This window comes from Limimaricola cinnabarinus LL-001 (genome assembly GCF_000466965.1).
Taxonomy (GTDB): Bacteria; Pseudomonadota; Alphaproteobacteria; order Rhodobacterales; family Rhodobacteraceae; genus Limimaricola; species Limimaricola cinnabarinus.
Genome location: NZ_BATB01000007.1, coordinates 1 through 22,060 on the forward strand (window position 1 = coordinate 1; position 22,060 = coordinate 22,060).

The window sequence follows — 22,060 nt, forward strand, 5'->3', positions numbered from 1 at the left end:
AGGGATCGGGGAGCACCTCACCCGTGACACTATGAACAACGGACCCTTGGCTCTTGAAGAAGCCGGCCGGAAGAGACCATATAAAACGCATGGCCCGTGTCCTTGCCCTCTGCCTGCTGTTGTTCGGTTTGGCGACGCAGCTTTCGTCCGCCGCGGCCGGGCCGATGTCTGGTGTGCACGATGTCGCCTCGACACAGAGGATGTCCAACTGCTCGGACTGTCCGGAGGAGACAAGCATGGGAGGCGCCCATTGTGAGACGACCGCTCCTTGTGGGTCGGTGCTCGCTGCTTCGGGCGCGCAGGCGACTGCGCGCGTGTTCGATCCTCAAGGCCGTGATCTGACCGTGGATTTCGATCGCGGCCCATCGGCAAGCACCCGACCGACCCCGTTGTTGGAGCCACCCCGCCACTTGGTCTGATGTCGTTCGCCCCGAGGGGCAAAGCCGCGCCTGCGCGGCGCGATCCGATCAAGGATATCCAAAATGACAAACTTGACCAGCCTCTCCCGGAGGGGCTTTCTTTCGGGCGCCGCGGCGCTCGGCGGCGCGGTGCTGCTGCCCACCCCGTCCGAGGCGGGCGCGACGATCGACCTGTCCATCGGCTCCTCGTGGGCCCAACTGCTTCCGCCGCCCCGCCCGGCCACGCCTGTCTGGGCCTATGACAGCGCCCTTCCGGGCCCCGAGCTTCGCTTTCGTCAAGGAGAGCGGTTGCAGCTACGCGCGCGCAATCATCTCGACAGGCCGACGAGTATTCACTGGCATGGGTTGCGGGTGCCGAACGCCATGGACGGTGTGGCGCACCTCACCCAGCCGCCGATCGGGCCGGGCGAGGATTTCCTCTACGAGTTCGATCTGCTTGATGCCGGAACCTACTGGTATCACCCGCATATGGGCGGTGCCGAACAGCTGGGCCGAGGCCTCGCTGGCGCGCTGATCGTCGAGGAAGACACCCCGATCCGGGTCGATCGCGATCTCGTCTGGATGCTTCAGGACTGGCGGCTCGAGCGTGGTGGAGAGGTCGCGCCCGGCTTCGACAGCGCCCATGACGCGATGCATGGCGGGCGGATCGGCAGCCATGTCACGCTGAACGGCCGGCCCGCGCCGCGCATCGAGGTCGTGCCGAACGAGCGGTTGCGCATCAGGATCGTCAACGCCGCGACGGCGCGTGTCCTCGCGCTCGATTTCGGCTCGCTCGCCCCTGTCGTCGTCGCGCTCGACGGCCAGCCGGTTGCGCCGCATGCACCAGAGGGCGGCGTGGTGTTGGTCGGGCCGGGCATGCGGGCCGATATCGTGCTCGACGCCACTGGCGAGCCGGGCGCGGCGATGACGGTGCGCGATCTGTTCCGCTCTGGCGATGCTTATGACGTCGCCACATTAGCGCATGGCGATACGCCGCTGCGCGCACGTGCGCCTGACTGGGACATGGCGCTCGCGCCCAATCCGCTGTCCGAGCCTGATTTGGCGGGTGCAGTGCGGCACGACATCGTTTTCAACGGTGGCATGATGGGGCAGATGATGATGGGTGACGAAGCACCGGCCATGATCGAGCAGATGCGCCAAGGTCGGATGTGGTTCGTCAACGGGCGCGCCTCGGACGGTCATGACGGCCCGCCGCTGATCGCGGCCGAGCATGGCAGCTCGCATGTTCTCCGGCTTGAGAACCGCACCGGCTGGTGGCACCCGATCCACCTGCATGGCCACGTCTTTCGCGTGATGTCGCGCGATGGCCGACCGACTGCGCATCGCGAATGGCGCGACACCGTTCTCATGGCCCCCGAGGAGCGCGTCGAGATCGCGTTCCAGGCCGACAACCCGGGCGATTGGATGTTGCATTGCCATGTCCTCGCCCACCAATCCGCCGGGATGGCGGCACTGATCCGCGTCGCCGACGCGGTCTGATTTGAAACACAAGGAAACGACAGATGAAAAGCCTCAGGACCCTCGCCACCGCCACGCTGTTCAGCCTCACCGCCCTGCCGGTACTGGCGGGCACCATGACCCTCTACAAGGACCCGAACTGCGGCTGCTGCGCGGCCCATGCCGAATACCTTCGTGAGAACGGCTACGAGGTCGAGATCGTCGAGACCTACGACCTCGCCACGGTCAACGCCGAGGCCGGGATTCCGCTTGGCCAGCAGGGCTGCCACACCGCGCTGATCGACGGCTACGCGGTCAGCGGGCACGTGCCCGCCGACATCCTGTCGCGCTTTCTTACCGAAAAGCCCGAGGCGATCGGCCTGAGCCTGCCCGGCATGCCGATGGGCGCACCGGGTATGGGCGACGACCCGGAGGCCGAACTCGACGTGGTGATGATCGACGCCGAGGGCATGCCCCGCCCCTACCCGGCCGAGTAAGGCTTGCGGGCCGGCGCGGAACCGCGTCGGCCCTGCGACCGTGGATCCTTCATGACCGTAACCAAGGCTGCCGCAGACGGAAGATCTCTGCGCGCCGACGGAACGTGAGGCTTCGATGTGCGGCTGCGACCTGCGGGTCGATGAGGATGAGGCGACCCCCTCGGTCAGTCCCGTGCTTTTTCGAGGAGCGCGACCATCTCTTGGAACTTGGTGCGCTGCTGGTCGGGATCGCCCGACTGGATCGCCGCCTCCATGCAATGGTTGGCATGATCCTCGATCAGGAGCCGCTCCACAGACCTGAGCGCCGAGCGTACCGCCGCTGTCTGCATCAGCACGTCGACGCAGTAGCGGTCCTCTTCAACCATCCGGGAGATGCCCCTGACTTGGCCCTCGAGGCGCGCGAGACGCTTCTGTATCGCCACCTTGTTCTGCTTTTCCTGCATGTCGTTCGCCTCCGAACTTGGAACCATTCGACCGGACGATGGTTCCCGCCATACCCCAAGAGGGTATCGTCGAAGATCGGGCGCTGATTGGTGCCTTTGCAGCAAGGAAACTTGCCATGAGCCTGGTCGCCATGCGCGCATGCCTCGTCACGGGAGACTCGGCGGTCGGTCAGCGACCGATCCGCAGGATGATAGGAACAAGGCCCCTGCTGATTCTCCTATCGAAACGGCAGCGGCCCCTGACACGCTCGGTCCCAAAATCTTTTGTCTGGCCATGAACGGCGCGACGATGTCGGGCACGCCGGTTTTCGACCTCGATCATGACGTGGCGGCGATGGGCAGAATCGCCGCTACCCTCAACGAACTCCCCGGCCCGCAGCCGGAGACCTGCCAGTGCCTTGCCGCTACCGCCGGCGGACATGGCGGCATCACTTTTCCCCATACCGAGTAACAAGGAGACCCCCATGTCCTACTGGCGCTTTGCCGCGATGATCGCGACCTCGACGATCGTGATGTTCGGGCTGATGTACATCAACACCTACGCCTTCGAGCACCTCTTCTTCAGCGAGACTCGCACCTACATGGCCCTCCTGATGGGGGCCGTGATGGCGGTGATCATGCTCAGCTTCATGCTGTCGATGTATGCCAGCCGCGCGATCAACATCGCGATCTACGCCGGTGCGGTCGTGGTCTTCGGCCTGACGCTGTGGCTCGTGCGCGGTCAGGCCACGGTGGGCGACACCAGCTACATGCGCGCGATGATCCCGCACCACTCGATCGCTATCATGACCTCGGAGCGGGCCAACATCTCGGACCCGCGGGTCCGCAAGCTTGCCGACGAGATCATCGCGGCGCAGCGCAAGGAGATCGGCGAAATGCGCTACCTGATCGCCGACATCGAGGAGAACGGCGACGCCGCGGCGCCGGAGCTGGGCGAGCCGGAGGCCCCGGCCTCCGAAGGCACCGTCGATGAGGCGCTGGGGTCGGCCGAGCTGGCCGGGCTCGATCCCGAGGGCCTCAAGCCCGAAGAGGTCGAGACCGTGCTGGAGGCGGGGGCTGCCTGCGAGTTCCGCCGCACGAACGAAGGCGAGCCGATCCTCGCCATGGCCGGCGAGAGCGGCGCAATCAAGCTGTCGGGCACTCTGATCTCGCTCGCCGCCGACGCGACGGTTGCGGTGGATACGCTGAACGACGGCGCGCGCCTCACCGCGGAAGGCACCGAGATCACCGTGACGCCAGACCCCGAGGCCGACTGGACCGAAGAGAACCCCGGCCTGCGCCGCGCGGACGCGGAGATGGTGTTCCACCTCGATCGCGGTCTCACCGTCGGATATCGCGGCTTCCTCGACTGCGCTGTTTGATCCGTACGATCGCCGCCACCGGCTCGCAGGGGATCGGTGGCGGCGTACGTGGTCGGGTGGTCGGGTTCGGCCACGCAGATGTCAGAGTGAAGAACGCCATCACAACGGTCGCCCCTCCATGGGGCGGCCGGTTTCGTTTCCGACGGTCAGCGGCTCGAACCGGGCTTGGCGATGTTTGCGCCGTGTTCGAGCGGATGCTATCGACGGATCGGCCGCCGGACCATGCCAGACTCAGTGTCCGGACATCGTCCCCTGATCCGCGGGTATCGCGAGCGTGTCACCGAGCTCGCCGTGACCGCCCGCATGATCATCCACATGCGCCGCCGGGGACGCCCCGCCATGATGGCCCGGGCTCATCGGCAAACTCTCCGCATATGCGCGCAGGCCCAGATGGAAGACCGAGGCGAAGACGAGGCCGCCGACGATCATCAGCATCCAGTTCCGGCGATGCAGCACGTAGCCCTGCCGGATCGCGAAGGCGAGCGAGGAGACGAAGACGCCGATCGGCGCGCTCCAGCTCGCAAAAATCGGCGTGTCGTAGAAATGCTGCGCCGCGCCTGACACCATGCCGATGCCGACCGCCAGCAAAAGCGAGACCGACACGTATTTCAGGACGCTGTCGCCGAGGATGCCCGTCTTGAACAGCACCTCGTTGAGATAGGAGCCGAAGGCGAAGAGCGCGGCACCGATGGCCATGAGAGCCAGAGCATAGGACCGCATGTCCGGCTGCGCCGCGTGCACGAGCGAGCCCGAGATCAGGCCCATACCGAGGAACATGGTGAGATAGGAGAAGTAGGGTTTGAAGACCTCCCACGGGGCGGTGAAGGTTACTTCGTTGGGTTGAGCATTCGTCGACATCTGGTCGAAACTTTCGTTGTGTTGCTGGGGTTCGTCTAGAGTCCGGCCTCGATGTCGAGGCCGGGGCACCGGATCGCGTCGCCCCCCGCAAGCGGGCGAAAACGCGCATTTCTTCGGAAAATGGATGCGCCCGGAGGCCATCGGCCTTGCCGTGGCGCATCGAGGGTCACGGCTGCCCCGTGGCGGGCAGCCGCTGTTGGCTCAGCCCGCCTGAACGGCGAATTCGGTCATCATGCCGCTCGCGAGGTGTGGCATCTGGTGGCAATGCAGCATCCAGCGCGCCGCCTCGCCCGCGTCGAGCGCCACGGTGACGGCCGCCATCGGCGGCACATAGACCGTATCGCGCAGCGCGCCCGAGAAGCGCACCCCGTTGATCTCGACGACCTGGAACACGTGCCCGTGCAGGTGCATCGGGTGCCCCATCGACGACATGTTGTGGAACATCAACTCCACCCGCTCGCCGCTGATCGCGGGGACCGGCTGACGCTCTTCCCAGACCTTGCCGTCGATGGTCCAGACATAGGGCTCCATCTGACCGCCGAGCATCACCATCTGTTTGCGGTCCACCGCACGCTCGGCCAACGGCGACACGGCACGCAAGATCCCCTCCTGTTCGAGCTTGAGATCGAAGGCGGGGGCGGCCTGCCCGGCGGTGCCGATGATCTTCTCGACCTGCGCGCCCTTGCTCGCCAGCACGATCCCGGTGCGCTCGACGGCGCCCTCGCGCAGCGCGAGGATCGGGAAGGCGCCACCGCCCGGCAGGTCGATCTCGATGTCGAGCCGTTGCGCCATCGCGGCGGCGAAGCGGCGGCCCGGAAGCGGTTGTACCGGATGACCATCGACGGCGACCAGCCGCGCCGGGGCGGTGCCGCTGTCGATCCAGAAGGTTGTGGCGGCCGCGGCGTTGATCACCCGCAGCAGCACCCGCCCACCCGGCTCCACGCTCACCACCTCGGGGTCCGACAGGGTGCGGTCATTTGCGAGATAGGCGTCGAAGTCGTAATCGTTGAGATCGGCGGTCATCGGCTCGGAGCCGGTCATGGACCCATGGTCCATGCCAGCCATCGCGCCATCCATGCGCATCCCGCCCATCGCCGACATGGCACCGTGATCCATGCCCTGCATCGCCATGCCGGAGGTGATCTCCTCCATCACCTCCTCGGGCGCCTTGAAGGAGAAATCGTGCAGGAACATCACCACCTCTTGGCGGTCGGCAGCGAGGTCTTCGGGCCGCCGCACGATCAGCGGTGCGGCGAGCATGCCGAGCTCCTGCGTCGGGATGTGGCTGTGCATCCAGTGGGTGCCCGGCATCGGCGCGAAGTCGTAGTCGCGGCTTTCGCCCGGCGCCAGCGGCGGCATCGGCAGGTTCGGCACGCCGTCCTGCGCGTTGGGCGGGATCTGCCCGTGCCAGTGAATGAGCGTCTCGACGTCGAGCTGGTTCTCGAGCCGGACGGCGAAGCGCTGGCCGGGATCGAGGGTCAGGCCGGGACGGCCATCGGGGCCGAGCACGCCCATGACGGACGCCGCGCGCCCCTCGATGTCGAGCGTCCGGCGGGTGGCGCGCAGCGCGAGCGCCGCGGTTTGGCCTCGGGCGAAGCCGGGCATGGAAAGGGTGGTGGCCATGGCCGCGCTGGCGGCGAGAAAGCCGCGGCGGGAAATCTGGGTCATCTGTCTGTCATCCTTGCGGCGTGTTGCGCCGCGCGTGAAGGGCCCCGGCGGACCGGGAGAGAACACGGAGAAAGTCAGACGATCTCGGGCGGATGCCATGGCGGCGCGGGCGTGCGCCCCTCGACCGAAAGCCGCAACTGGCTCCAAGGCCCTTCCGCCCCGCGCGCGAGGACGCGGTAGCCTTCGGGACCGGCGCCGACAGGGCGCTGTGCAAGGCACATCAGAGCACAGGCCGCGTCATGCGCGATGTCGTGATGCCCCTTGGGGACATGATGCTCGGCCTGGTGGATAGAAGCCCCCGGCGTCTCGGCCGCGCCACCGCCAAAGCCCGACGACGCCAGCAGCAAAAGCACCACCCCCAAAAGGGCGGGCAAGGCGGCGGGGAGGCGGATTCGATGGCTCATGACACGGCGACACATGGCAGGTCCCGCGCGCAGCGCAAGGGGCCGCGCAGGGGGGCGAGATCACATCGGCGCCATGCCGCGCGCCTTGCCACGCCGCCTCAGTCGATGCCGTTTTCGCGTTGGAGCGCGCGTACATAGGCCACGACATTGGTGACATCCGCGTCCGTCAGCCCGTCGATCGGGGGCATGTCGCCAAAGCCCCAGTGATGCGATCTCACGCCGTTGCGCACGGCGGCGAGAAAGGCGTAGTCGCCATGGTGGCTTGGCTCATAGGTCTTGTGCACCAATGGCGGCGCGATGCCGTTCTGCCCCGCGGCGTTCGCGCCGTGGCAGTCGGCGCAGACGGCCTCGAAAGCCCGCTTGCCCATCTGCGCCTGCTCATCAAGCGCGGCGGGCAGCGCGACCTGCGCGATCGGCGCGCCCTGTGCGATTTCGGAGGTATCGGGCGGGGTCATGGAGTGTCCGGCCATGCCGCCGTCATCGGGTGTCGAGGCGATCCACAGCAGCCCGCCGGCAAGGATGACGCCCGTGGCGCCGAATATCATCGTCTTGTTCATCAGTCTTCTTTCGAATGGGTTCGATCCGCCGCGCAGCTTGGCGCGCCGGTGATTTGGTCCGAAGGATCAGCGCAGCTGCGCAAGCGCGTCGGAGGCTTTCGGGGCGAGCGTGGCGTCGAGCAGATAGGTGGCGATGGCCCGTCTGTCGGCCTCATCGAGAAAGCTGGTCCCCTGCTCCACCACTTCGGCCATGGAGCCGCCGAACACGTCGCCCGAAGGGGTGATCCCGGTCTCGAGCGCATAGGCCAGAGCGCTTGCGGTCCAGCCCTCCTCCCTGAGGTCGTCGGCACGGATCGACGGTGCTGCGGAGCCGCCGGGCAGGTCGTCATTGCCACCGAAGGGCCGCGCGTCGAGCCCGCCCAGAAGGCCGCGCCCAGTATGGCAGGCCCCGCAATGCGCGGCCCCATCGACCAGTTCGCGGCCCCTGTTCCACTCCTCGGATCGGCCCAGCACCGGCGCGGTCTCGGCTTCGCGGAGCGCCGTCGCACGCCAGGGCTTCAGCCCTGCGCGGATGCTGAACGGGAATGCGACATCGCTCTCGGCCCGCGTCTCGGCCACCGGCGGCACGCTGGCCAGCGCCGCCCAGAGATCCGCGATGTCCTGATCCGAAAAGCCCGCGTAGAACTCGAAGGGAAAGGCCGGGTAATAGGGCGCGCCTTCGGGCGATATTCCCTCGCGCAGCGCGCGCGCCAGATCGTCCTTGCTCCAGCCGCCGATGCCATGCGCGAAATCGGGCGTGATGTTGGGCGGCGCAAAGCTGCCGAAGGGCGTGTCGAGAGGCGCGCCGCCCGCGAGCGCCGGGCCATCCGCCGCCGTGTCGGTGTGACAGGCGACGCAGCCCGAGGCCCGCGCCAGATAGGCGCCGCGCCGTGCGTCGCCCTCGAGAGTGATGCGCGAGGGCGTGTCCCCGATGGGCCACACGCGCAGCCCGGCATAAGCCCCGCCCGCCATCACGCCCAGCAGGATGACACCCCTGAGAAGTCCCTTCATGCTCAACTCCCCGACCGGTAGCGGCCGTGGCAGGCCGAACAGGTCTCGCCGATCATGCGAAACACATCGCTCGCCGCCATGGAGGCATAATCCGGCGCGTTGCTCTCCATGGAGACCGGATCACTTCCCACCCCGATCTGTGGCCGCCGGGCTGGGTCGCGGCCTTCCGCGACTCGAGCCCCATGAGCTGTGCCACCGAATAGGACGCGCCGGGGCCGGATAGCGGCTCCGCCGCCCCGCCCATGTCCATGCCCGCATGTTTGCTCATGTCCATGCCGGCCTGACCGCTCATGTCCATGCCGGCTTGTCCGCCCGTATCGGCACTTGTGCCCATATCCATGCCCGCATGCGCATCATTCGTCGGCGCGGTGGGGTTGGGCGCTGCGGTCACCAGCCCCTCGGCATGGCGGCGCAACTCCTCGGCCAGCGCCGAGAAGTCGTCAGGCGCGGCCCAGACCGCTTCCTTGGCAAAAGACACGCCGCCACCGCTTCCCTCCGGGAAAAGCGCCGTCATCGCCTCGCCCGCATGTTGCGCGATCGCGCGCCCGGCGGCCGCGACCGCCGATTGGTCGTGCGGTGCCTCGCCGCGCATCATCGGTGTCAGGTCGCGCATGGCATCGCGCATCGCGACCATGCCTTCCATCCGTTCGCGCACCACGCCGGTGGCGCCGTTATGCGCGCCCGCCACGGCCGCGGCCATGATCGCCGTCAGGGCGATGGCCGTCATTCTGTATGGGTTCATCTCTCACTCGCTTGTCCGGTTTGAAGAAGGGCTCAAACCGGCGATCGAGGGGGCGGCGTCGCGATCCGGAGGATATGGCCCGATCCACGATCGTGCCGGGGCGTGGGACTGAGCCGCCGCGCGCGCACTTCACGCACCGGCAGGACGATGCCGTCGCCCATAGTCAGGGCATTGCATCTGAGCGCCGCATGACAGTTGGTTTTCGCGTGGGAGGATTGATCGCGGTGCTGCTCTTCGGTGCTGATCCCGACAGGGCTTGCATGCGCGTGCTTTGCCTCGAAGGCCATGGTGCCGATGAGCAGCGACACCGCAACCATGATCCGCAAGACACAAAGGGGCATCCAAGTCTTCATCAGGCGTCCGGCTCTCTCGCGCAACGTCGGGTGTTTCCACCCCTACTTCATCGCACGCCGTTTCGAAAGCATCGGCCGCGCGCGACCGTCAAGAGGTGGCGATTTGCCGCTTCGGATGCTGGGCGGCGGAGCCGGGACCATGAGGCGCCGCTCAAGGCACGGATATCGCCCGGAGCCGCCTTTCAGGTGCGACCGGCAAAGAACCGCTTTTCTGTGACCGGGGCCGTGATCGGGGCTGGCGGCGCGCAGCAGCGGCGCGATCTTGACATCCCCGTGATGCGCTGCGCATCGCCAAGTACAAGACGCATGACTGGCCCATGAACAGACCGAGCCCGGAATGACACATGACCGCCCCTACCCGACCCTGTCCGAGGCCACCCTCATCTGGGCCCGCATCGGGCTTTTCAGCTTCGGGGGGCCAGCCGGTCAGATCGCGCTGATGCACCGCATCCTCGTCGAGGAGGAAAGATGGCTGGGCGAGCGGCGCTTTTTGCACGCGCTCAACTACTGCATGCTCCTGCCCGGCCCCGAGGCGATGCAGCTCGCCGTCTATATCGGCTGGCTGATGCACCGCACCCGGGGTGGCATCGTGGCAGGCGTGCTGTTCGTTTTGCCCGGCATCGTCGCGATCATGGTGCTGAGCTGGGTCTACGCCCTTTACGGCGATGTCGGACCGGTCGAAGCGCTGTTCTTCGGGCTGAAGGCGGCCGTTTTGGCCATCGTCGTGCAGGCGGTGATCCGCATCGGCACGCGGGCTTTGAGGAACGTGGCGATGCTGGCCATCGCCGCCGCCTCCTTCGTGGCGATCTTCGTCTTCGGCGTGCCCTTTCCGCTGATCATCCTGACGGCCGGGGCGATCGGCTATCTCGGCGTCCGCGCGGGTCTGGCGGCGTTCCGCGGCGGCGGCGGGCATGGCGGACTGGGCCGTCCCGAGGTGGATGACGCCGAGACCCTCCTGGGCGAGGAAACGCCCGAGCACACGCTCGTCAACCGCGGCTGGGCGCTTCGGATCTCGTCGGTGCTCCTCGTGCTGTGGCTGGCCCCGGTCGCGCTCATCTTCGCGCTGGCGGGACCGGCCCATGTCTATTCGCAGATCGCGGGGTTTTTCAGTGTCATGGCGGTGGTGACCTTCGGCGGGGCCTATGCGGTGCTGGCCTATGTCGCGCAGGAGGCGGTGCAGAATTTCGGCTGGCTCGCCCCGGGCGAGATGCTCGACGGGCTGGGCATGGCCGAAACGACGCCCGGGCCGCTGATCATGGTGACGCAGTTCGTCGGCTTCATGGGGGCGTTTCGCGAGGCGGGCGGCCTGCCGCCGCTGGTGGCGGGCACGCTGGGCGGGCTGCTCACCACATGGGTGACCTTCGCGCCCTGCTTCCTGTGGATCTTTCTCGGCGCGCCTTTCATCGAGCGGCTGCGCGGCAACGTGACCCTGACCGCGGCGATGACGGCGATCACCGCCGCGGTGGTGGGCGTGATCCTGAACCTCGCGATCTGGTTCGGTCTGCATGTCGTCTTCGACGAGGTCCGGACGATCACCGGCGGGGGGATCGACATGGAGGTGCCCGTGCTCGGCTCGCTTGATGTCGCGGCGCTGGCGCTCGTGACGCTGGCGGCGATCACAGTCTTCCGGTTTCGCCTCGGCCCGATGACGGTGCTGGCGGTCAGCGCGGCGCTGGGGATCGCGATGGGCCTCGGGGGCCTGGCCTGATTTCGGTGCACGATTCCTAGGTCTTTAGGGCCCGCCCATCCGGCCATCGAGGTTGTGCAGAATCCAGATCGTGCCGCCGCCCATCATGCCAAGGATCAGCGCGGTGAAGAGGATGAGTTGTAGATCCTCCTTGGCCTGCCCTTTCAGCCGGATATGCAGGAAGAACCGGAACTGCACCGCCACCTGCGCCAGCGCCGCCGCGCCGATCGCCCACCACAGCGTCGCGCGCGCCAGCCAGTCCCACGCGACCGCCCCGAACACCGGCAGCGTCAACAGCAGTGACAGCCCGTAGCCCCACAGATAGGAGCGAAGCTCCTGCCGAGGCGTGCCGTCCGGCGTGCCGGTCTCGTCCTCGGTTTCGACGGGTGCGGTCATGCGAGGCCTCCGAGAAAAACGACCGAGACGATGGCGATCCAGACCACGTCGAGGAAGTGCCACAACACGCCCAAGCGCAGCAGTGCCGTCTTGACCGGCGTATCAAGACCGAAGCGCCAGATCTGCGCCGCGATTGCCACGAGCCAGAGCGCGGCGGCGGCAACGTGCAGTGCGTGCAGCGGCACCAGCGCCCAGAAGGCCGAGAGGAAACCGCTGCGCTGCGGCGCACCGCCCTTGGCCTGCAGCGCGTGCAGATCCTTGGCCTCCATCGCGACGAAGGCAAGGCCAAGCATCAGCGTCAGCCCGAGCCACGCCAGCACCGGGCGCAGGCGGCGTCCCGGGTCGTGCTTCAGCGACAGGATCGCCATGCCGTAGGTCAGGCTTGAGGTCAGCAACACGAGGGTCTCGATGAAGACGGGCTTCAGCTCGAACAGGTCCTTCGGCCCCGGCCCACCCGCAAGGTTGTCGAGCATCGTCACATAGGTGGCGAGCAGCAGGCCGAAGGTCACGAGATCGCTCATCATGAAGACCCAGAAACCGAAAACCAGCGCTTCGGCCTCGCCATGCGCCTCGGCATGGCCGCTGCCGAGGTTGAGGCCGGGGTGCCGACCGGTTTCGGTGTTCATGACTGCTCCTCCTGTGAGGCCGGGATCGCATGTCCGAGATTTGCGGGTGTGTTCTCCTCGTGCCGGGGGATGCGCGGCGTGGCGCGCACCATGGCCAGCCAGCTTTCATGCGCCTCGCGAACCTCCGCTGCCGCAATGATCCGCACCGTGTCGCGCGCAAAGCCGCGCGCCAGCATCGCTCCGAGGCTCAAAAGCGCCCCCGAGATCGCCAGCCACCACATATACCAGACGAGGCCGAAGGCGCAGGCGAACCCTGCGATACCGACGATCGGGCCGACGGCGCTGTGCCTCGGCATCTCGATGTCCTCGTAACCCTCGGGCGACCGGTAGGCGCGCCCTTGCTCCTTGGCCTCGGTGAACGGGTCGCGTGTCTCCACCTTCGGCAGCACGGCAAAGTTCCACTCCGGCGCTGGCGCCGGGATCGACCATTCGAGGCTGCGCCCGTCCCACGGATCGCCCACGGGCACCCGGCGCATATCGCGCTCGCGGATCGAGACGACGAGCTGTGCGACGAGGCAGCCGAAGGCAAAAAGAACCAGCCCCGCCCCGACGAGGGCTATGAGCGTGAAGGGAAGATAGGCCGGCTCGAGGAACGCCACCGTCCGGCGCGGCATACCCAGAAGCCCCAGGCCGTAGAGCGGAAAGAAGGCGAGGATGAAGCCGGCGATCCATGAGACGGCGGCACGGCGGCCCCATTTTTCCTCGAGCCTGAAGCCGAAGGCCTTGGGAAACCAGAAGGCATAGGCCGCGAGCATACCGAAAAGCAGGCCGGGGATCAGCATGTTGTGGAAATGCGCGACCAGAAACAGCGTGTTGTGGGTGACGTAGTCGAGGCTTGGATTGGCCAGCACGATGCCGGTGGCCCCGCCGATGACAAAGAGCATCAGGAAGCCCGCCGCATAGATCATCGGGACGCCCAGACGCACGCGGCCGCGGTAGAGCGTCAGCATCCAGTCATAGACCTTCACCCCGGTGGGGATGCCGATCAGCATCGTCGCGATGCCGAAGACCGCGTTGAGCGAGGCCGACTGTCCCATGGTGAAGAAGTGATGTACCCAGACGGTGAAGGAGAGCACCGCGATGCAGATCGTGGCCAGCGCCAGTGAGGTGTAGCCATAGAGCTTCTTGCCCGAGAGGGTCGAGATCACCTCGGAATAGACGCCGAAGGCGGGCAGGATCAGGATGTAGACCTCCGGATGCCCGAACAGCCAGAACATGTTGGCATAGAGCATCGGATCGCCGCCGCCGGTATTGGTGAAGAAGTGAAAACCCAGATAGCGGTCGAGCGCCAGCATCGAGGTCGCCAGCGTCAACGGCGGCATCGCGAAGATCATCAGGATCGACACGCACAGCGCGGTCCAGCAGAACAGCGGCATCCGGAACATCGTCATGCCCGGCGCGCGCTTCTTGTAGATCGTCACCGCGAAGTTCATCCCCGCCAGCGTCGTGCCCAGCGAGGACAGCGTCACCGCCCAGATCCAGTAGTCGGGCCCGACATCGGGGCTGAAGCCGGTCTCGGTGAAGGGCGGATACCCGCTCCAGCCGCCGATCGAGAACGGCGTGAACAAGAGCGACGCCATGACGAGCGCCGCGCCCGCCGCGGTGAGCGCGAGGCTGACGGAGTTCAACAGCGGAAACGCGACGTCGCGCGCGCCGATCTGCAACGGCATGACGAAGTTGATGACGCCGGTCAGGAACGGCATCGCCATGAAAAAGATCATGATCGTGCCATGGGTCGAAAACAGCTGGCCGAAATGCTCGGGGCTGAGAAAGCCGCCCCCCAGACCCACCGCCTGCTGCGTGCGCATCACCGACGCCTCGGCCAGCGCCCGCGCCAACATCACGAAGGCGAGCACGACATACATGATGCCGATCTTCTTGTGATCGAGGCTGGTCAGCCAATCACGCCAAAGCGTCCCCCAGAGCCGATGCCGGGTCAGCGCCCAGATGGTGACCAGCGCGCCCAGCACCATGATCCCGGCCGCTCCGCTGGCGATAAGGCCGTTGATGATGCTCGACGCGCTCGGATGCGTCACCATTTCCCAGAACGGCAGGGCATTCCAGTCGAGCCGCCCCAGCGCGGCATCGAGGAGACCGGCGAGCGTCATCGACCGGCTGCCATGTCATGCGGGGCCATCGGGGCCTTGGCGGTCTCCGCCATCACCCGCGCGAAAAGGTCGTCCGGCAGGCCGCCGAACAGGATATCGTCGCTGGGGCGGTCCAGTGCGTGGGCCAGATCGGAGGCCACGCCCTTTTGCTCCAAGGCGTCCAGCGCCGCCGTATCAAGGGCCGACGCCGTCGCGGCATTTTGCGCCCAACCCTCGAACGCCGCCTCGTCCATCGCAACGGCCTCGAACTTCTGCATATGGAAGCCCTCGCCGTTGTATTGGGAGTTCTCGCCCCTGAACCGCCCCGGTGCATCCGCCCCGAGATGCAGCCATGTCGACATGCCGCCCATGGCATAGACCTGACTGCCGAGCGCGGGGACGAAGAACGACTGCATCACCGTGGCCGAGGTCAGCTCGATCTCCAACGGCCGCCCCGCTGGAAAGGCCAGCAGATCGACGCTGGCGATGCCGAGATCGGGATAAAGGAACAGCCATTTCCAGTCGTATCCCACGGCCTGCACCCGCAACGAATTGGCATCCGAGGCGAGCGGCGCATAGGGGTCGAGCCGCGTCGTGTTGATCCACAGCAACGCCGCGAGAACCGCCACCACCAGCGCCGGCCCGCCCCACAGGGCGATCTCCCACCCCCGCGAGAAGCCCCATCGCGGCTCGTAATCCGCGCCGCCGCGATCACGGTAGCGCCAGAGCAACCACGGCGTCAGCGTCAGCACAGGCAGCACGACCAGCGCCATCAGACCCGTGACCTGCCAGAAATGCAGCCGCTGCTGCGCGGCCACCGGCCCTTGGGGGTCGAGGAAGGTCTCAACACCGCAGCCCGACAAGAGCACCAGACCGAGTGTCGATGCCCCCCACGGACCGACTACTCGCGCGCGGCATTGCGAAGCCATGGCAGTGCGCCGCTCCCGAAGGTCGGCCGCCTTGAGGGGCTGGGACAAGAGCCCGCCCCGGTCCCCTTGGGACTTGATCGATGTCGTTTCATCGCTGCAGTACCTAGAGAGAAAATGGTGACGGGAAAGACCGGCGACGCCACAAGGTAAGCCAGTTACCAAGTCCCCCCTGTGGCCCGCGCGGCGCGTTGATCCGCAGAACCCCACCGGGCCGACCTGCCCGCTCGCGGCTCCGCGTGGACCGGCTGAACCGTTCACAGCCGAACCACGCCTTCAAGGCGACATACGGGAGCGATCCCATCTTGGCACGCGCCGCGTTCTCTCCCACTCTGCGCCGCAAGGCGGGGCCGCTGGCACCGCGGGGAGAAACACGAGGCACCCATGACACTTACGACCGAAACCGCCGACGCGCTGCGCGCGGTGACGACCGCGACGCTGACCACCATCCTTCTCAAGAAGGGGCTGCGCAACGTGTGGATTCGCGGCGCCATGCCGATGCGCGAGGGCGAGACGCGCGTGGTCGGCCCGGCCTTCACCTTCCGCTTCGTGCCCGCGCGCGAGGATCTGGCCACCCCCGCCTCGTGGGGTAGCCCGATCTCGACCCGCGCCGCGATCGAGGAAATGCCCGAGGGCGCGATCGCGGTGATCGACGCCATGGGCATCGTCGATGCCGGTGTGTTCGGCGACATCCTGTGCGCGCGCATGGTCAAGCGCGGGGCGGCGGCGCTCATCACCGACGGGGTGATCCGCGACCGCGCCGGGGTGATGCAGACCGGCCTGCCGATCTGGGCGCGCGGGGCCGCAGCACCACCCTCCGTCGCCGGCCTGACCTTCGTGGGCTGGCAGGAGACGGTAGGCTGCGGTGGCGTCTGCGTGGTGCCGGGCGACGTGATCGTGGCCGATGCCGACGGCGCCGTGGTGATCCCCGCGGCACTGGTCGATGAGGTCACGACCGAGGCGATCGAGCAGGAGCGCCTCGAAGGCTGGATCGTCGAAGAGGTCGAGCGCGGCGAGAAGCTGCCCGGCCTCTACCCGATGAACGAGGCCACGAAGGCGCGTTACGCGGCATGGAAGGAGGGCCGGTCATGATCTCGGCCGAGACACGCGGCGTCTTCGCCATCGCGCCGACGCCGTTTTTGCCAAGCGGCGCGCTCGACATGGCCTCTCTGGGGCGCATGACCGAACGCTACCGCGACTGCGGCGTCGACGGTCTGACGATCCTCGGGATCATGGGTGAGGCGCAAAAGCTCGAGCCCGAGGAAAGCCTTGCGGTGGTGCGCGAGGTGATCGCCCATGCGCAAGGCCTGCCCGTGGTGGTCGGCATCTCCGCGCCGGGCTTCGCGGCGATGAAGCGGCTCTCGGCGGCGGCGATGGAGATGGGGGCAGCAGGCGTGATGATGACGCCCCCCGCCGCGATGCGCAGCGACGACCAGATCGCGGGCTGGTTCTCGGGGGCCGTGGCGCAGATCGGCGGCGACGTGCCCTTCGTGCTGCAGGACCACCCCACGGCGACCGGAGTAGTCATGTCCAACGCGGTGATCCGCCGCGTCGTGGACGAGAACCCGTCATGCGTGATGCTCAAGCACGAGGATTGGCCGGGGCTGGAGAAGATCTCGGCGATCCGGCGCTGGCAGGCGGAGGGCGAGATGCGCGCCCTGTCGATCCTGTGCGGCAACGGCGCGCTGTTTCTCGACATGGAGATGGCGCGCGGAGCCGATGGCGCAATGACCGGCTATGCCTTTCCCGAGATGCTGCGCCGCGTGGTCGACCTCTCAGTCAGCGACCGCGACGCGGCACAGGACATTTACGACGCGCATCTGCCGCTTCTGCGCTATGAGCATCAGCCCGGCGTCGGCCTCGCGGTGCGCAAGCACATCCTGGCGCGGCGCGGCTTCATCGCGCATGGCGACCTGCGCGCCCCCGGCGCCGGCCCGAGCGAGGCCACGCGCGCCGAGATCGACTACCTGCTGGCGCGGCTCGCGGCGCGCGATCCTGGCTGCGGTCTCTAGGCCTCGTCGTCGTCGTTGCGGCCCTTGTAGCCGGTCGCAACGACGAATTTCTCCGAACTGTCGGAGCGCGAGGCGGGCGGCTTGACGTTCTGCACCTTGTCGAACTTCTTTTTCAGAAGCTGCTGCAGGCTGCCCTCGGCCCCGCCCGCCAGCACCTTGGCGACGAAGGTGCCGCCGGGGCTGAGCACGTCGAAGGCGAAATGGGCGGCGGCCTCGCACAGCGCGATGATCCGGAGGTGGTCGGTCTGCTTGTGGCCCGAGGCCGAGGCGGCCATGTCGGACATTACCACGTCGGCCTCCCCGCCGAGCCATTCCTTGACCTGCAGATCGGCGTCGTCCTCCATGAAGTCGAGCTGGTGGATCTCGGCGCCCGCGATCGGCTCGACCTCCTGCAGATCGACGCCCAGCACGGTGCCGACCTGTTTGCCCGACTTGGCGCCGAGCGCGTTGACCCGTGCGACGGCCACCTGGCACCAGCCGCCGGGCGCGCAGCCCAGATCGACCACACGCGCGCCGGGCACCAGAAAGCGGAACTTCTCGTCGAGCTCCAGGATCTTGTAGGCGGCGCGGCCCCGGTAGCCCTCGGCCTTGGCGCGCTTCACGTAAGGATCGTTGAGCTGCCGCTCGAGCCAGAGCTTGGAGCTCATCTTGCGGCCGCGCGCGGTCTTGACCTTGACAGTCAGGTCGCGCTGCCCGCGACCGGAGGTGTTTCCGGTGCCCGCGCCGGGCTTCTTGGGGGTCGTGGCCATGCCGAGGTCTCCTGATCAGAGACCCCGACTATGCCAAGCGCACGGGTCAGGGCAAGGCCAAGCGGCACTGCCCGCGGGTTTGAAACGCGGCGGTGTCAGGCCCGCCGACGCCGACGGCCGCCATCGCGCCCGCCCCGGCCCTCGCCCGGAACGCCCGGCGGACGGTTGAAACGGATCCACTCCGCCCCCGAGGGGTCGTTGTCGGTAAGAAAGTTCGCGGCGCGAATCGCGCTCATCTCGCCGCCCGGCCGGGCGCTGCGCGAGCCGATGCCCATCAGGCGGCAGAAGGTCTCGTCGTCCATTTCGTCGGGCACGATGATCCCGGCCGCTTCCAGCTCGGCCCGCTTCTCGGCGATCTTCGCCATCGGCGTCGGCAGCGCGCAGGGGTTCATGATCGCGCTCGTCATGCCCGAGGCGATCGCCATCGGCAGGAAGGCGTTGTTGATCCCGTGCCGGTTGGGTAGGCCGAAGGAGATGTTCGAGGCGCCGCAAGTGGTGTTGACGCCCAACTCCTCGCGTAGGCGTCGCACGAGAGCGAAGACCTGCAGACCGGCGGTCGCCATTGCGCCGATCGGCATCACCAGCGGATCGACCACGATGTCATGCGCGGGAATGCCGAAATCGGCGGCGCGCTCGACGATCTTCTTGGCGACGGCAAAGCGCACATCGGGATCCTCGGAGATGCCGGTGTCGTCGTTCGAGATCGCCACCACCGGCACGTTGTATTTCTTGACCAGCGGCAGGACGAGCTCCAGCCGCTCCTCCTCGCCCGTCACCGAGTTCAACAAGGGCCGCCCCTGCGCCGCCGCGAGACCGGCCTCGAGCGCCGCCGGAACCGAGCTGTCGATGCACAGCGGCACATCGACGAGGCCCTGCACCAGCTCGATGATCTTGGTCATGAGCGGCGGCTCGGTCTCGTTGGGGTTGGGGTTGGAGTTGTAGACCACGCCCGCGTTCACATCGAGCATCGTCGCCCCGCAGGCAACCTGCGCGATGGCGTCCTTTTCCACGGTCGAGAAATCGCCCGCCTCGAGCTCGGCGGCGAGCTTCTTGCGCCCTGTGGGGTTGATCCGCTCACCGATCACGCAGAACGGCTGATCAAAGCCGATGATCGCGGTTTTCGTTTTCGATTCAACGATCGTTCGGGTCATTCTCAATCCTTGTCATTGGCCGTTCGGCCTGAAATCTCAGCGGGCCGCGCTATGCTGCGCGGGATGCCGCGCGGCCAGCCAGTCGGCGCTGGCAGCGATGCCGCCCAGCGGGAAGATATGCGCCTGCTCCAGCCCGAGCTGCGGCTCGGCCGACCGCGCGTTCTCCAGCGCGGCGGCGATCTCGTCGGGCGCATAGGGCACGAGCAGGTGGCTGACGTCCATCGCCCGTTTCTGCAACACTTTCAACGACGGGCCAACCCCGCAGGCCATGGCGTATTTGATCAGCGTCTGAAGCTTGGCCGGCCCCGCGAGGCCGACATGCACCGGCAGGTCGACGCCGGCGGCGCGGATGGTGCGGGCCCAGTCGATCACCGGCGCGGCGTCGAACACGAACTGCGTGACGAGCGCCATCGCCGCGTCGGAGCGGTTCGCGAAATCCTGTTTCCAGCGCAGCGCGTCGCGCACCACCGCGTCGCCGCCATCGGCATCGATGTCGCGGTTGCCCTCGGGGTGGCCCGCCACGTGCAGCCGCTCAAAGCCCGCGCGATCGAACTCGCCGCTCTCGAGAAGCTGCATCGAGGAATGGAAATCGCCGCGCGGGGTGGCGATGCCGCCCGCCAGCACCAGCGCCTCCTTGACCCCCGCCTCGCCCTGATAGCGCGCGATCCAGTCGCCAAGCTGGGCGCGGCTCTCGATGCTGCGGGCCGGGAAATGCGGCATCACGGCAAAACCTTCGGCGGCGATGCGTTTCACCGTCGCCACCATCTCATCGATCGGCGTGCCGTCGATATGGGCGATATAGACGCGCGTACCCGCGGGCAGGAGGGCGGCGAAACTGTCGACCTTGGCCGCGGTGCGCGGCATCACCTCGATCGAGGCGCGGGCGGTGAGATCACCACCCCGGGCGGGCGCGGGTTTCGCGCGGCGGAAGGTCAACAGGGACATCAGCACCTCCTTGAGGGCGCGGGTCATTCGCGCCCGTTATTGTCGATCAGCGCCTTGAGACGCGCCGTGTCGTATTCGGCCTCGACCCGCTCGGCCGCGACGCGCGCGGCCTCGTCGGGCGCGCCTTCGATCTCGCCCCACGGCGCCTTGCGCCATTCGGCGAGGTAGTCGTCCGTGCCCGCCGCCCCCGATTTCATCGCCGCGCGGTCGATGGCCTGTTCGAACCGCTCGGAGAGCTGGATCTTGGTGCCGCGCCGACCACGGCCGACGATCACCTGAGCGGGCATGTCGCGCCACAGAACGAGCGTGATTTCTGGCATTGCGGGTCCTTTCCTCGACTTTGCTGATATCGTGCCACGCCGCCCCGGCAGGGTCGGAATTCGACATTCTGGCCGCGTAGCGCGACGCCGCTCCTTGTCGCAGGCCGGGGCCACCGCCGCCAGAGCGGCGAATCGCAGAAATCCCCAAGATCGTGATGAGCTACGTTGCGACGGGAGGCATCGCGGCGCTTGCGTGACGGCGGCACAGCCCCTACCCTGAACCCAACTCGATATTGGAGGGCGTGTTCATGACGCCCATGCGTCCCGACGGTGCGGGCGTGTTCCCGAAAGCGGTGAGATCCCCCGCGCCAGATCCGGATCAGGCGACGCTCTATGCCGCGCTTGATCTTGGTACAAACAGCTGTCGGATGCTGATTGCCCAACCCAAGGGCAGCCAGTTTCACGTCGTCGACAGCTTTTCAAAGACGGTCCAGCTGGGCCACGGGCTCGAGCAGACGGGCCGGCTTTCGCGCGCCTCGATGAATCGCACCATCGGCGCGATCCGGATCTGTCGGCAAAAGCTGCAGAAGCACGGCGTGACCCGGATGCGGCTCGTCGCGACCGAGGCGTGCCGCCGGGCCAAGAACGGTCGGGCCTTTCTCGCGCAGGTGCAGCGCGACACCGGTCTCAGGCTCGACGTGATCCGCCCCGAAGAAGAAGCGCGGCTCGCGGTGATCTCCTGCGCGCCGCTGGTCTCGACCAAGACCGAGCAGCTTCTCGTCGTCGACATCGGCGGCGGCTCGACCGAGCTTGTCTGGATCGACCTCACCAACGTGCCCAAGCGCGAACGCCCCCGCGCGATCATGCGGTTGCATTCGGGGTTTCATCAGGACCCCGGCCCCTTCGCCGCCGCCAAGGTGGTGGACTGGATCTCGGTGCCCTTGGGGGTGGCGACGCTGCGCGATCAGTTTCAGGACGTGGAGGACGACGCCGCGCGCTTCGCGCTGATGAGCTGGTTCTTCGAGGAGAACCTCGCGGGCTTTGCGCCGTCGGCCTCCGAACAGGCGCGCGAGGGCTTTCAGATCATCGGCACCTCGGGCACCGTCACCACCGTCGCCGCGAGCCACCTTGGCCTGAGACGTTACGATCGCAACAAGGTGGACGGTCTGCGCATGACCTCCGACCAGATCGACGCGGTGATCCGCGACTACCTCGCACTCGGCCCCGACGGGCGGCGCGACGATCCGCGCATCGGTCGCGACCGGCAGGCGCTCATCATGTCCGGCTCGGCGATCCTTCAGGCGCTGATGCGGCTGTGGCCCACCGACCGGCTGTCGGTGGCGGATCGCGGCCTGCGCGAGGGGCTGCTCTATGCCCAGATGAGCGCCGATGGCGTGCTGGAGGACGGGCCTTACTAGGCACGCCGCGGCAAAACGGACGGCGCAAGCGACCCCGGATGGCCCCCGCCATCTTCTGTTTGGTGACAATCCGC

The 22,060-nt window shown here is 67.3% G+C and carries 24 protein-coding genes; 8 read left to right on the forward strand and 16 right to left on the reverse strand.

Going from position 1 to position 22,060, the window contains the following annotated elements; genetic code table 11:
- The first annotated feature begins 482 nt into the window (after positions 1 to 482).
- Positions 483 to 1,898 (forward strand): multicopper oxidase family protein, encoded by a 1,416-nt coding sequence (locus tag MBELCI_RS04270; protein ID WP_021692920.1) that lies wholly within the window; start codon positions 483 to 485, stop codon positions 1,896 to 1,898.
- Between the two features lie 23 nt (positions 1,899 to 1,921).
- On the forward strand, positions 1,922 to 2,353 hold the full coding sequence (locus MBELCI_RS04275; protein WP_021692921.1) for a DUF411 domain-containing protein: 432 nt from the start codon (positions 1,922 to 1,924) through the stop codon (positions 2,351 to 2,353).
- A 164-nt stretch (positions 2,354 to 2,517) separates the two neighbouring features.
- Here the strand turns inward: MBELCI_RS04275 and MBELCI_RS04280 are convergent, their stop codons facing one another.
- The gene (locus MBELCI_RS04280) at positions 2,518 to 2,796 is read right to left on the reverse strand and encodes a metal-sensitive transcriptional regulator (RefSeq protein WP_045319695.1); all 279 of its coding nucleotides are present in this window, start codon (positions 2,794 to 2,796) and stop codon (positions 2,518 to 2,520) included.
- A 274-nt stretch (positions 2,797 to 3,070) separates the two neighbouring features.
- On the opposite strand from MBELCI_RS04280, the gene MBELCI_RS20945 reads away from it, so the two are divergent.
- Positions 3,071 to 3,247, forward strand: a complete 177-nt coding sequence (locus tag MBELCI_RS20945) for a hypothetical protein (protein WP_021692923.1) — start codon at positions 3,071 to 3,073, stop codon at positions 3,245 to 3,247.
- A 13-nt stretch (positions 3,248 to 3,260) separates the two neighbouring features.
- Positions 3,261 to 4,157, forward strand: a complete 897-nt coding sequence (locus MBELCI_RS04285; protein WP_021692924.1) for a DUF6692 family protein — start codon at positions 3,261 to 3,263, stop codon at positions 4,155 to 4,157.
- 231 nt (positions 4,158 to 4,388) lie between these two features.
- Here the strand turns inward: MBELCI_RS04285 and MBELCI_RS04290 are convergent, their stop codons facing one another.
- The 7 genes from MBELCI_RS04290 to MBELCI_RS04320 all read right to left on the reverse strand — a co-directional run bounded on the left by MBELCI_RS04290 (position 4,389) and on the right by MBELCI_RS04320 (position 9,729).
- Positions 4,389 to 5,015 (reverse strand): hypothetical protein, encoded by a 627-nt coding sequence (locus tag MBELCI_RS04290; protein ID WP_045319696.1) that lies wholly within the window; start codon positions 5,013 to 5,015, stop codon positions 4,389 to 4,391.
- A 201-nt stretch (positions 5,016 to 5,216) separates the two neighbouring features.
- Positions 5,217 to 6,683, reverse strand: a complete 1,467-nt coding sequence (locus MBELCI_RS04295; protein WP_021692926.1) for a multicopper oxidase family protein — start codon at positions 6,681 to 6,683, stop codon at positions 5,217 to 5,219.
- 74 nt (positions 6,684 to 6,757) lie between these two features.
- Complete coding sequence (locus MBELCI_RS04300) at positions 6,758 to 7,087, reverse strand: hypothetical protein (protein WP_131505504.1); 330 nt, start codon at positions 7,085 to 7,087, stop codon at positions 6,758 to 6,760.
- Positions 7,088 to 7,185: 98 nt separating this feature from the next.
- Complete coding sequence (locus MBELCI_RS04305) at positions 7,186 to 7,644, reverse strand: c-type cytochrome (RefSeq protein ID WP_021692928.1); 459 nt, start codon at positions 7,642 to 7,644, stop codon at positions 7,186 to 7,188.
- Between the two features lie 66 nt (positions 7,645 to 7,710).
- Positions 7,711 to 8,634 (reverse strand): cytochrome c family protein, encoded by a 924-nt coding sequence (locus MBELCI_RS04310; protein WP_021692929.1) that lies wholly within the window; start codon positions 8,632 to 8,634, stop codon positions 7,711 to 7,713.
- Positions 8,635 to 8,686: 52 nt separating this feature from the next.
- Positions 8,687 to 9,361: a cytochrome c gene (locus MBELCI_RS19155; RefSeq protein WP_052512675.1), complete on the reverse strand. Its 675-nt coding sequence runs from the start codon at positions 9,359 to 9,361 to the stop codon at positions 8,687 to 8,689.
- 47 nt (positions 9,362 to 9,408) lie between these two features.
- Complete coding sequence (locus MBELCI_RS04320; RefSeq protein ID WP_045319698.1) at positions 9,409 to 9,729, reverse strand: hypothetical protein; 321 nt, start codon at positions 9,727 to 9,729, stop codon at positions 9,409 to 9,411.
- A gap of 337 nt (positions 9,730 to 10,066) precedes the next feature.
- On the opposite strand from MBELCI_RS04320, the gene chrA reads away from it, so the two are divergent.
- Positions 10,067 to 11,437 (forward strand): chromate efflux transporter, encoded by a 1,371-nt coding sequence (gene chrA, locus MBELCI_RS04325; RefSeq protein ID WP_021692933.1) that lies wholly within the window; start codon positions 10,067 to 10,069, stop codon positions 11,435 to 11,437.
- A gap of 24 nt (positions 11,438 to 11,461) precedes the next feature.
- On the opposite strand, the gene MBELCI_RS04330 is transcribed toward chrA, so the two are convergent.
- Genes MBELCI_RS04330 through MBELCI_RS04345 form a run of 4 tightly spaced genes read right to left on the reverse strand, consistent with a single transcriptional unit; the run spans position 11,462 to position 15,502 of the window.
- Positions 11,462 to 11,812 (reverse strand): cytochrome o ubiquinol oxidase subunit IV, encoded by a 351-nt coding sequence (locus tag MBELCI_RS04330; protein WP_021692934.1) that lies wholly within the window; start codon positions 11,810 to 11,812, stop codon positions 11,462 to 11,464.
- Positions 11,809 to 12,438, reverse strand: a complete 630-nt coding sequence (locus MBELCI_RS04335; RefSeq protein ID WP_021692935.1) for a cytochrome c oxidase subunit 3 — start codon at positions 12,436 to 12,438, stop codon at positions 11,809 to 11,811. The genes MBELCI_RS04330 and MBELCI_RS04335 overlap by 4 nt, the downstream gene beginning before the upstream one ends.
- Positions 12,435 to 14,546, reverse strand: a complete 2,112-nt coding sequence (locus MBELCI_RS04340) for a cbb3-type cytochrome c oxidase subunit I (protein WP_021692936.1) — start codon at positions 14,544 to 14,546, stop codon at positions 12,435 to 12,437. Before MBELCI_RS04340 ends, MBELCI_RS04335 begins: the two co-directional genes overlap by 4 nt.
- A complete protein-coding gene (locus MBELCI_RS04345) occupies positions 14,543 to 15,502 on the reverse strand; it encodes a cytochrome ubiquinol oxidase subunit II family protein (protein ID WP_131505505.1) in 960 nt (319 codons plus the stop codon). The genes MBELCI_RS04340 and MBELCI_RS04345 overlap by 4 nt, the downstream gene beginning before the upstream one ends.
- Positions 15,503 to 15,835: 333 nt before the next feature.
- On the opposite strand from MBELCI_RS04345, the gene MBELCI_RS04350 reads away from it, so the two are divergent.
- Both MBELCI_RS04350 and MBELCI_RS04355 read left to right on the forward strand, forming a co-directional pair.
- Positions 15,836 to 16,543: a ribonuclease activity regulator RraA gene (locus MBELCI_RS04350; RefSeq protein ID WP_021692938.1), complete on the forward strand. Its 708-nt coding sequence runs from the start codon at positions 15,836 to 15,838 to the stop codon at positions 16,541 to 16,543.
- Positions 16,540 to 17,463 carry a dihydrodipicolinate synthase family protein gene (locus MBELCI_RS04355; protein ID WP_021692939.1) on the forward strand — a complete coding sequence of 308 codons (924 nt, stop codon included), beginning with the start codon at positions 16,540 to 16,542 and terminating at the stop codon, positions 17,461 to 17,463. Before MBELCI_RS04350 ends, MBELCI_RS04355 begins: the two co-directional genes overlap by 4 nt.
- Here MBELCI_RS04355 and MBELCI_RS04360 read toward each other — a convergent pair.
- From MBELCI_RS04360 to MBELCI_RS04375, 4 genes are all read right to left on the reverse strand, one after another.
- Positions 17,460 to 18,212 (reverse strand): RlmE family RNA methyltransferase, encoded by a 753-nt coding sequence (locus tag MBELCI_RS04360; RefSeq protein WP_021692940.1) that lies wholly within the window; start codon positions 18,210 to 18,212, stop codon positions 17,460 to 17,462. The two genes, MBELCI_RS04355 and MBELCI_RS04360, sit on opposite strands and share 4 nt — an antisense overlap.
- A gap of 95 nt (positions 18,213 to 18,307) precedes the next feature.
- Positions 18,308 to 19,363 (reverse strand): dihydropteroate synthase, encoded by a 1,056-nt coding sequence (locus MBELCI_RS04365; protein WP_021692941.1) that lies wholly within the window; start codon positions 19,361 to 19,363, stop codon positions 18,308 to 18,310.
- A 36-nt stretch (positions 19,364 to 19,399) separates the two neighbouring features.
- Positions 19,400 to 20,308 (reverse strand): methylenetetrahydrofolate reductase, encoded by a 909-nt coding sequence (locus MBELCI_RS04370; protein ID WP_045319713.1) that lies wholly within the window; start codon positions 20,306 to 20,308, stop codon positions 19,400 to 19,402.
- 23 nt (positions 20,309 to 20,331) lie between these two features.
- A complete protein-coding gene (locus MBELCI_RS04375) occupies positions 20,332 to 20,628 on the reverse strand; it encodes a virulence factor (protein WP_021692943.1) in 297 nt (98 codons plus the stop codon).
- A gap of 248 nt (positions 20,629 to 20,876) precedes the next feature.
- On the opposite strand from MBELCI_RS04375, the gene MBELCI_RS04380 reads away from it, so the two are divergent.
- On the forward strand, positions 20,877 to 21,986 hold the full coding sequence (locus MBELCI_RS04380; RefSeq protein WP_045319701.1) for a Ppx/GppA phosphatase family protein: 1,110 nt from the start codon (positions 20,877 to 20,879) through the stop codon (positions 21,984 to 21,986).
- Positions 21,987 to 22,060: the final 74 nt, after the last annotated feature.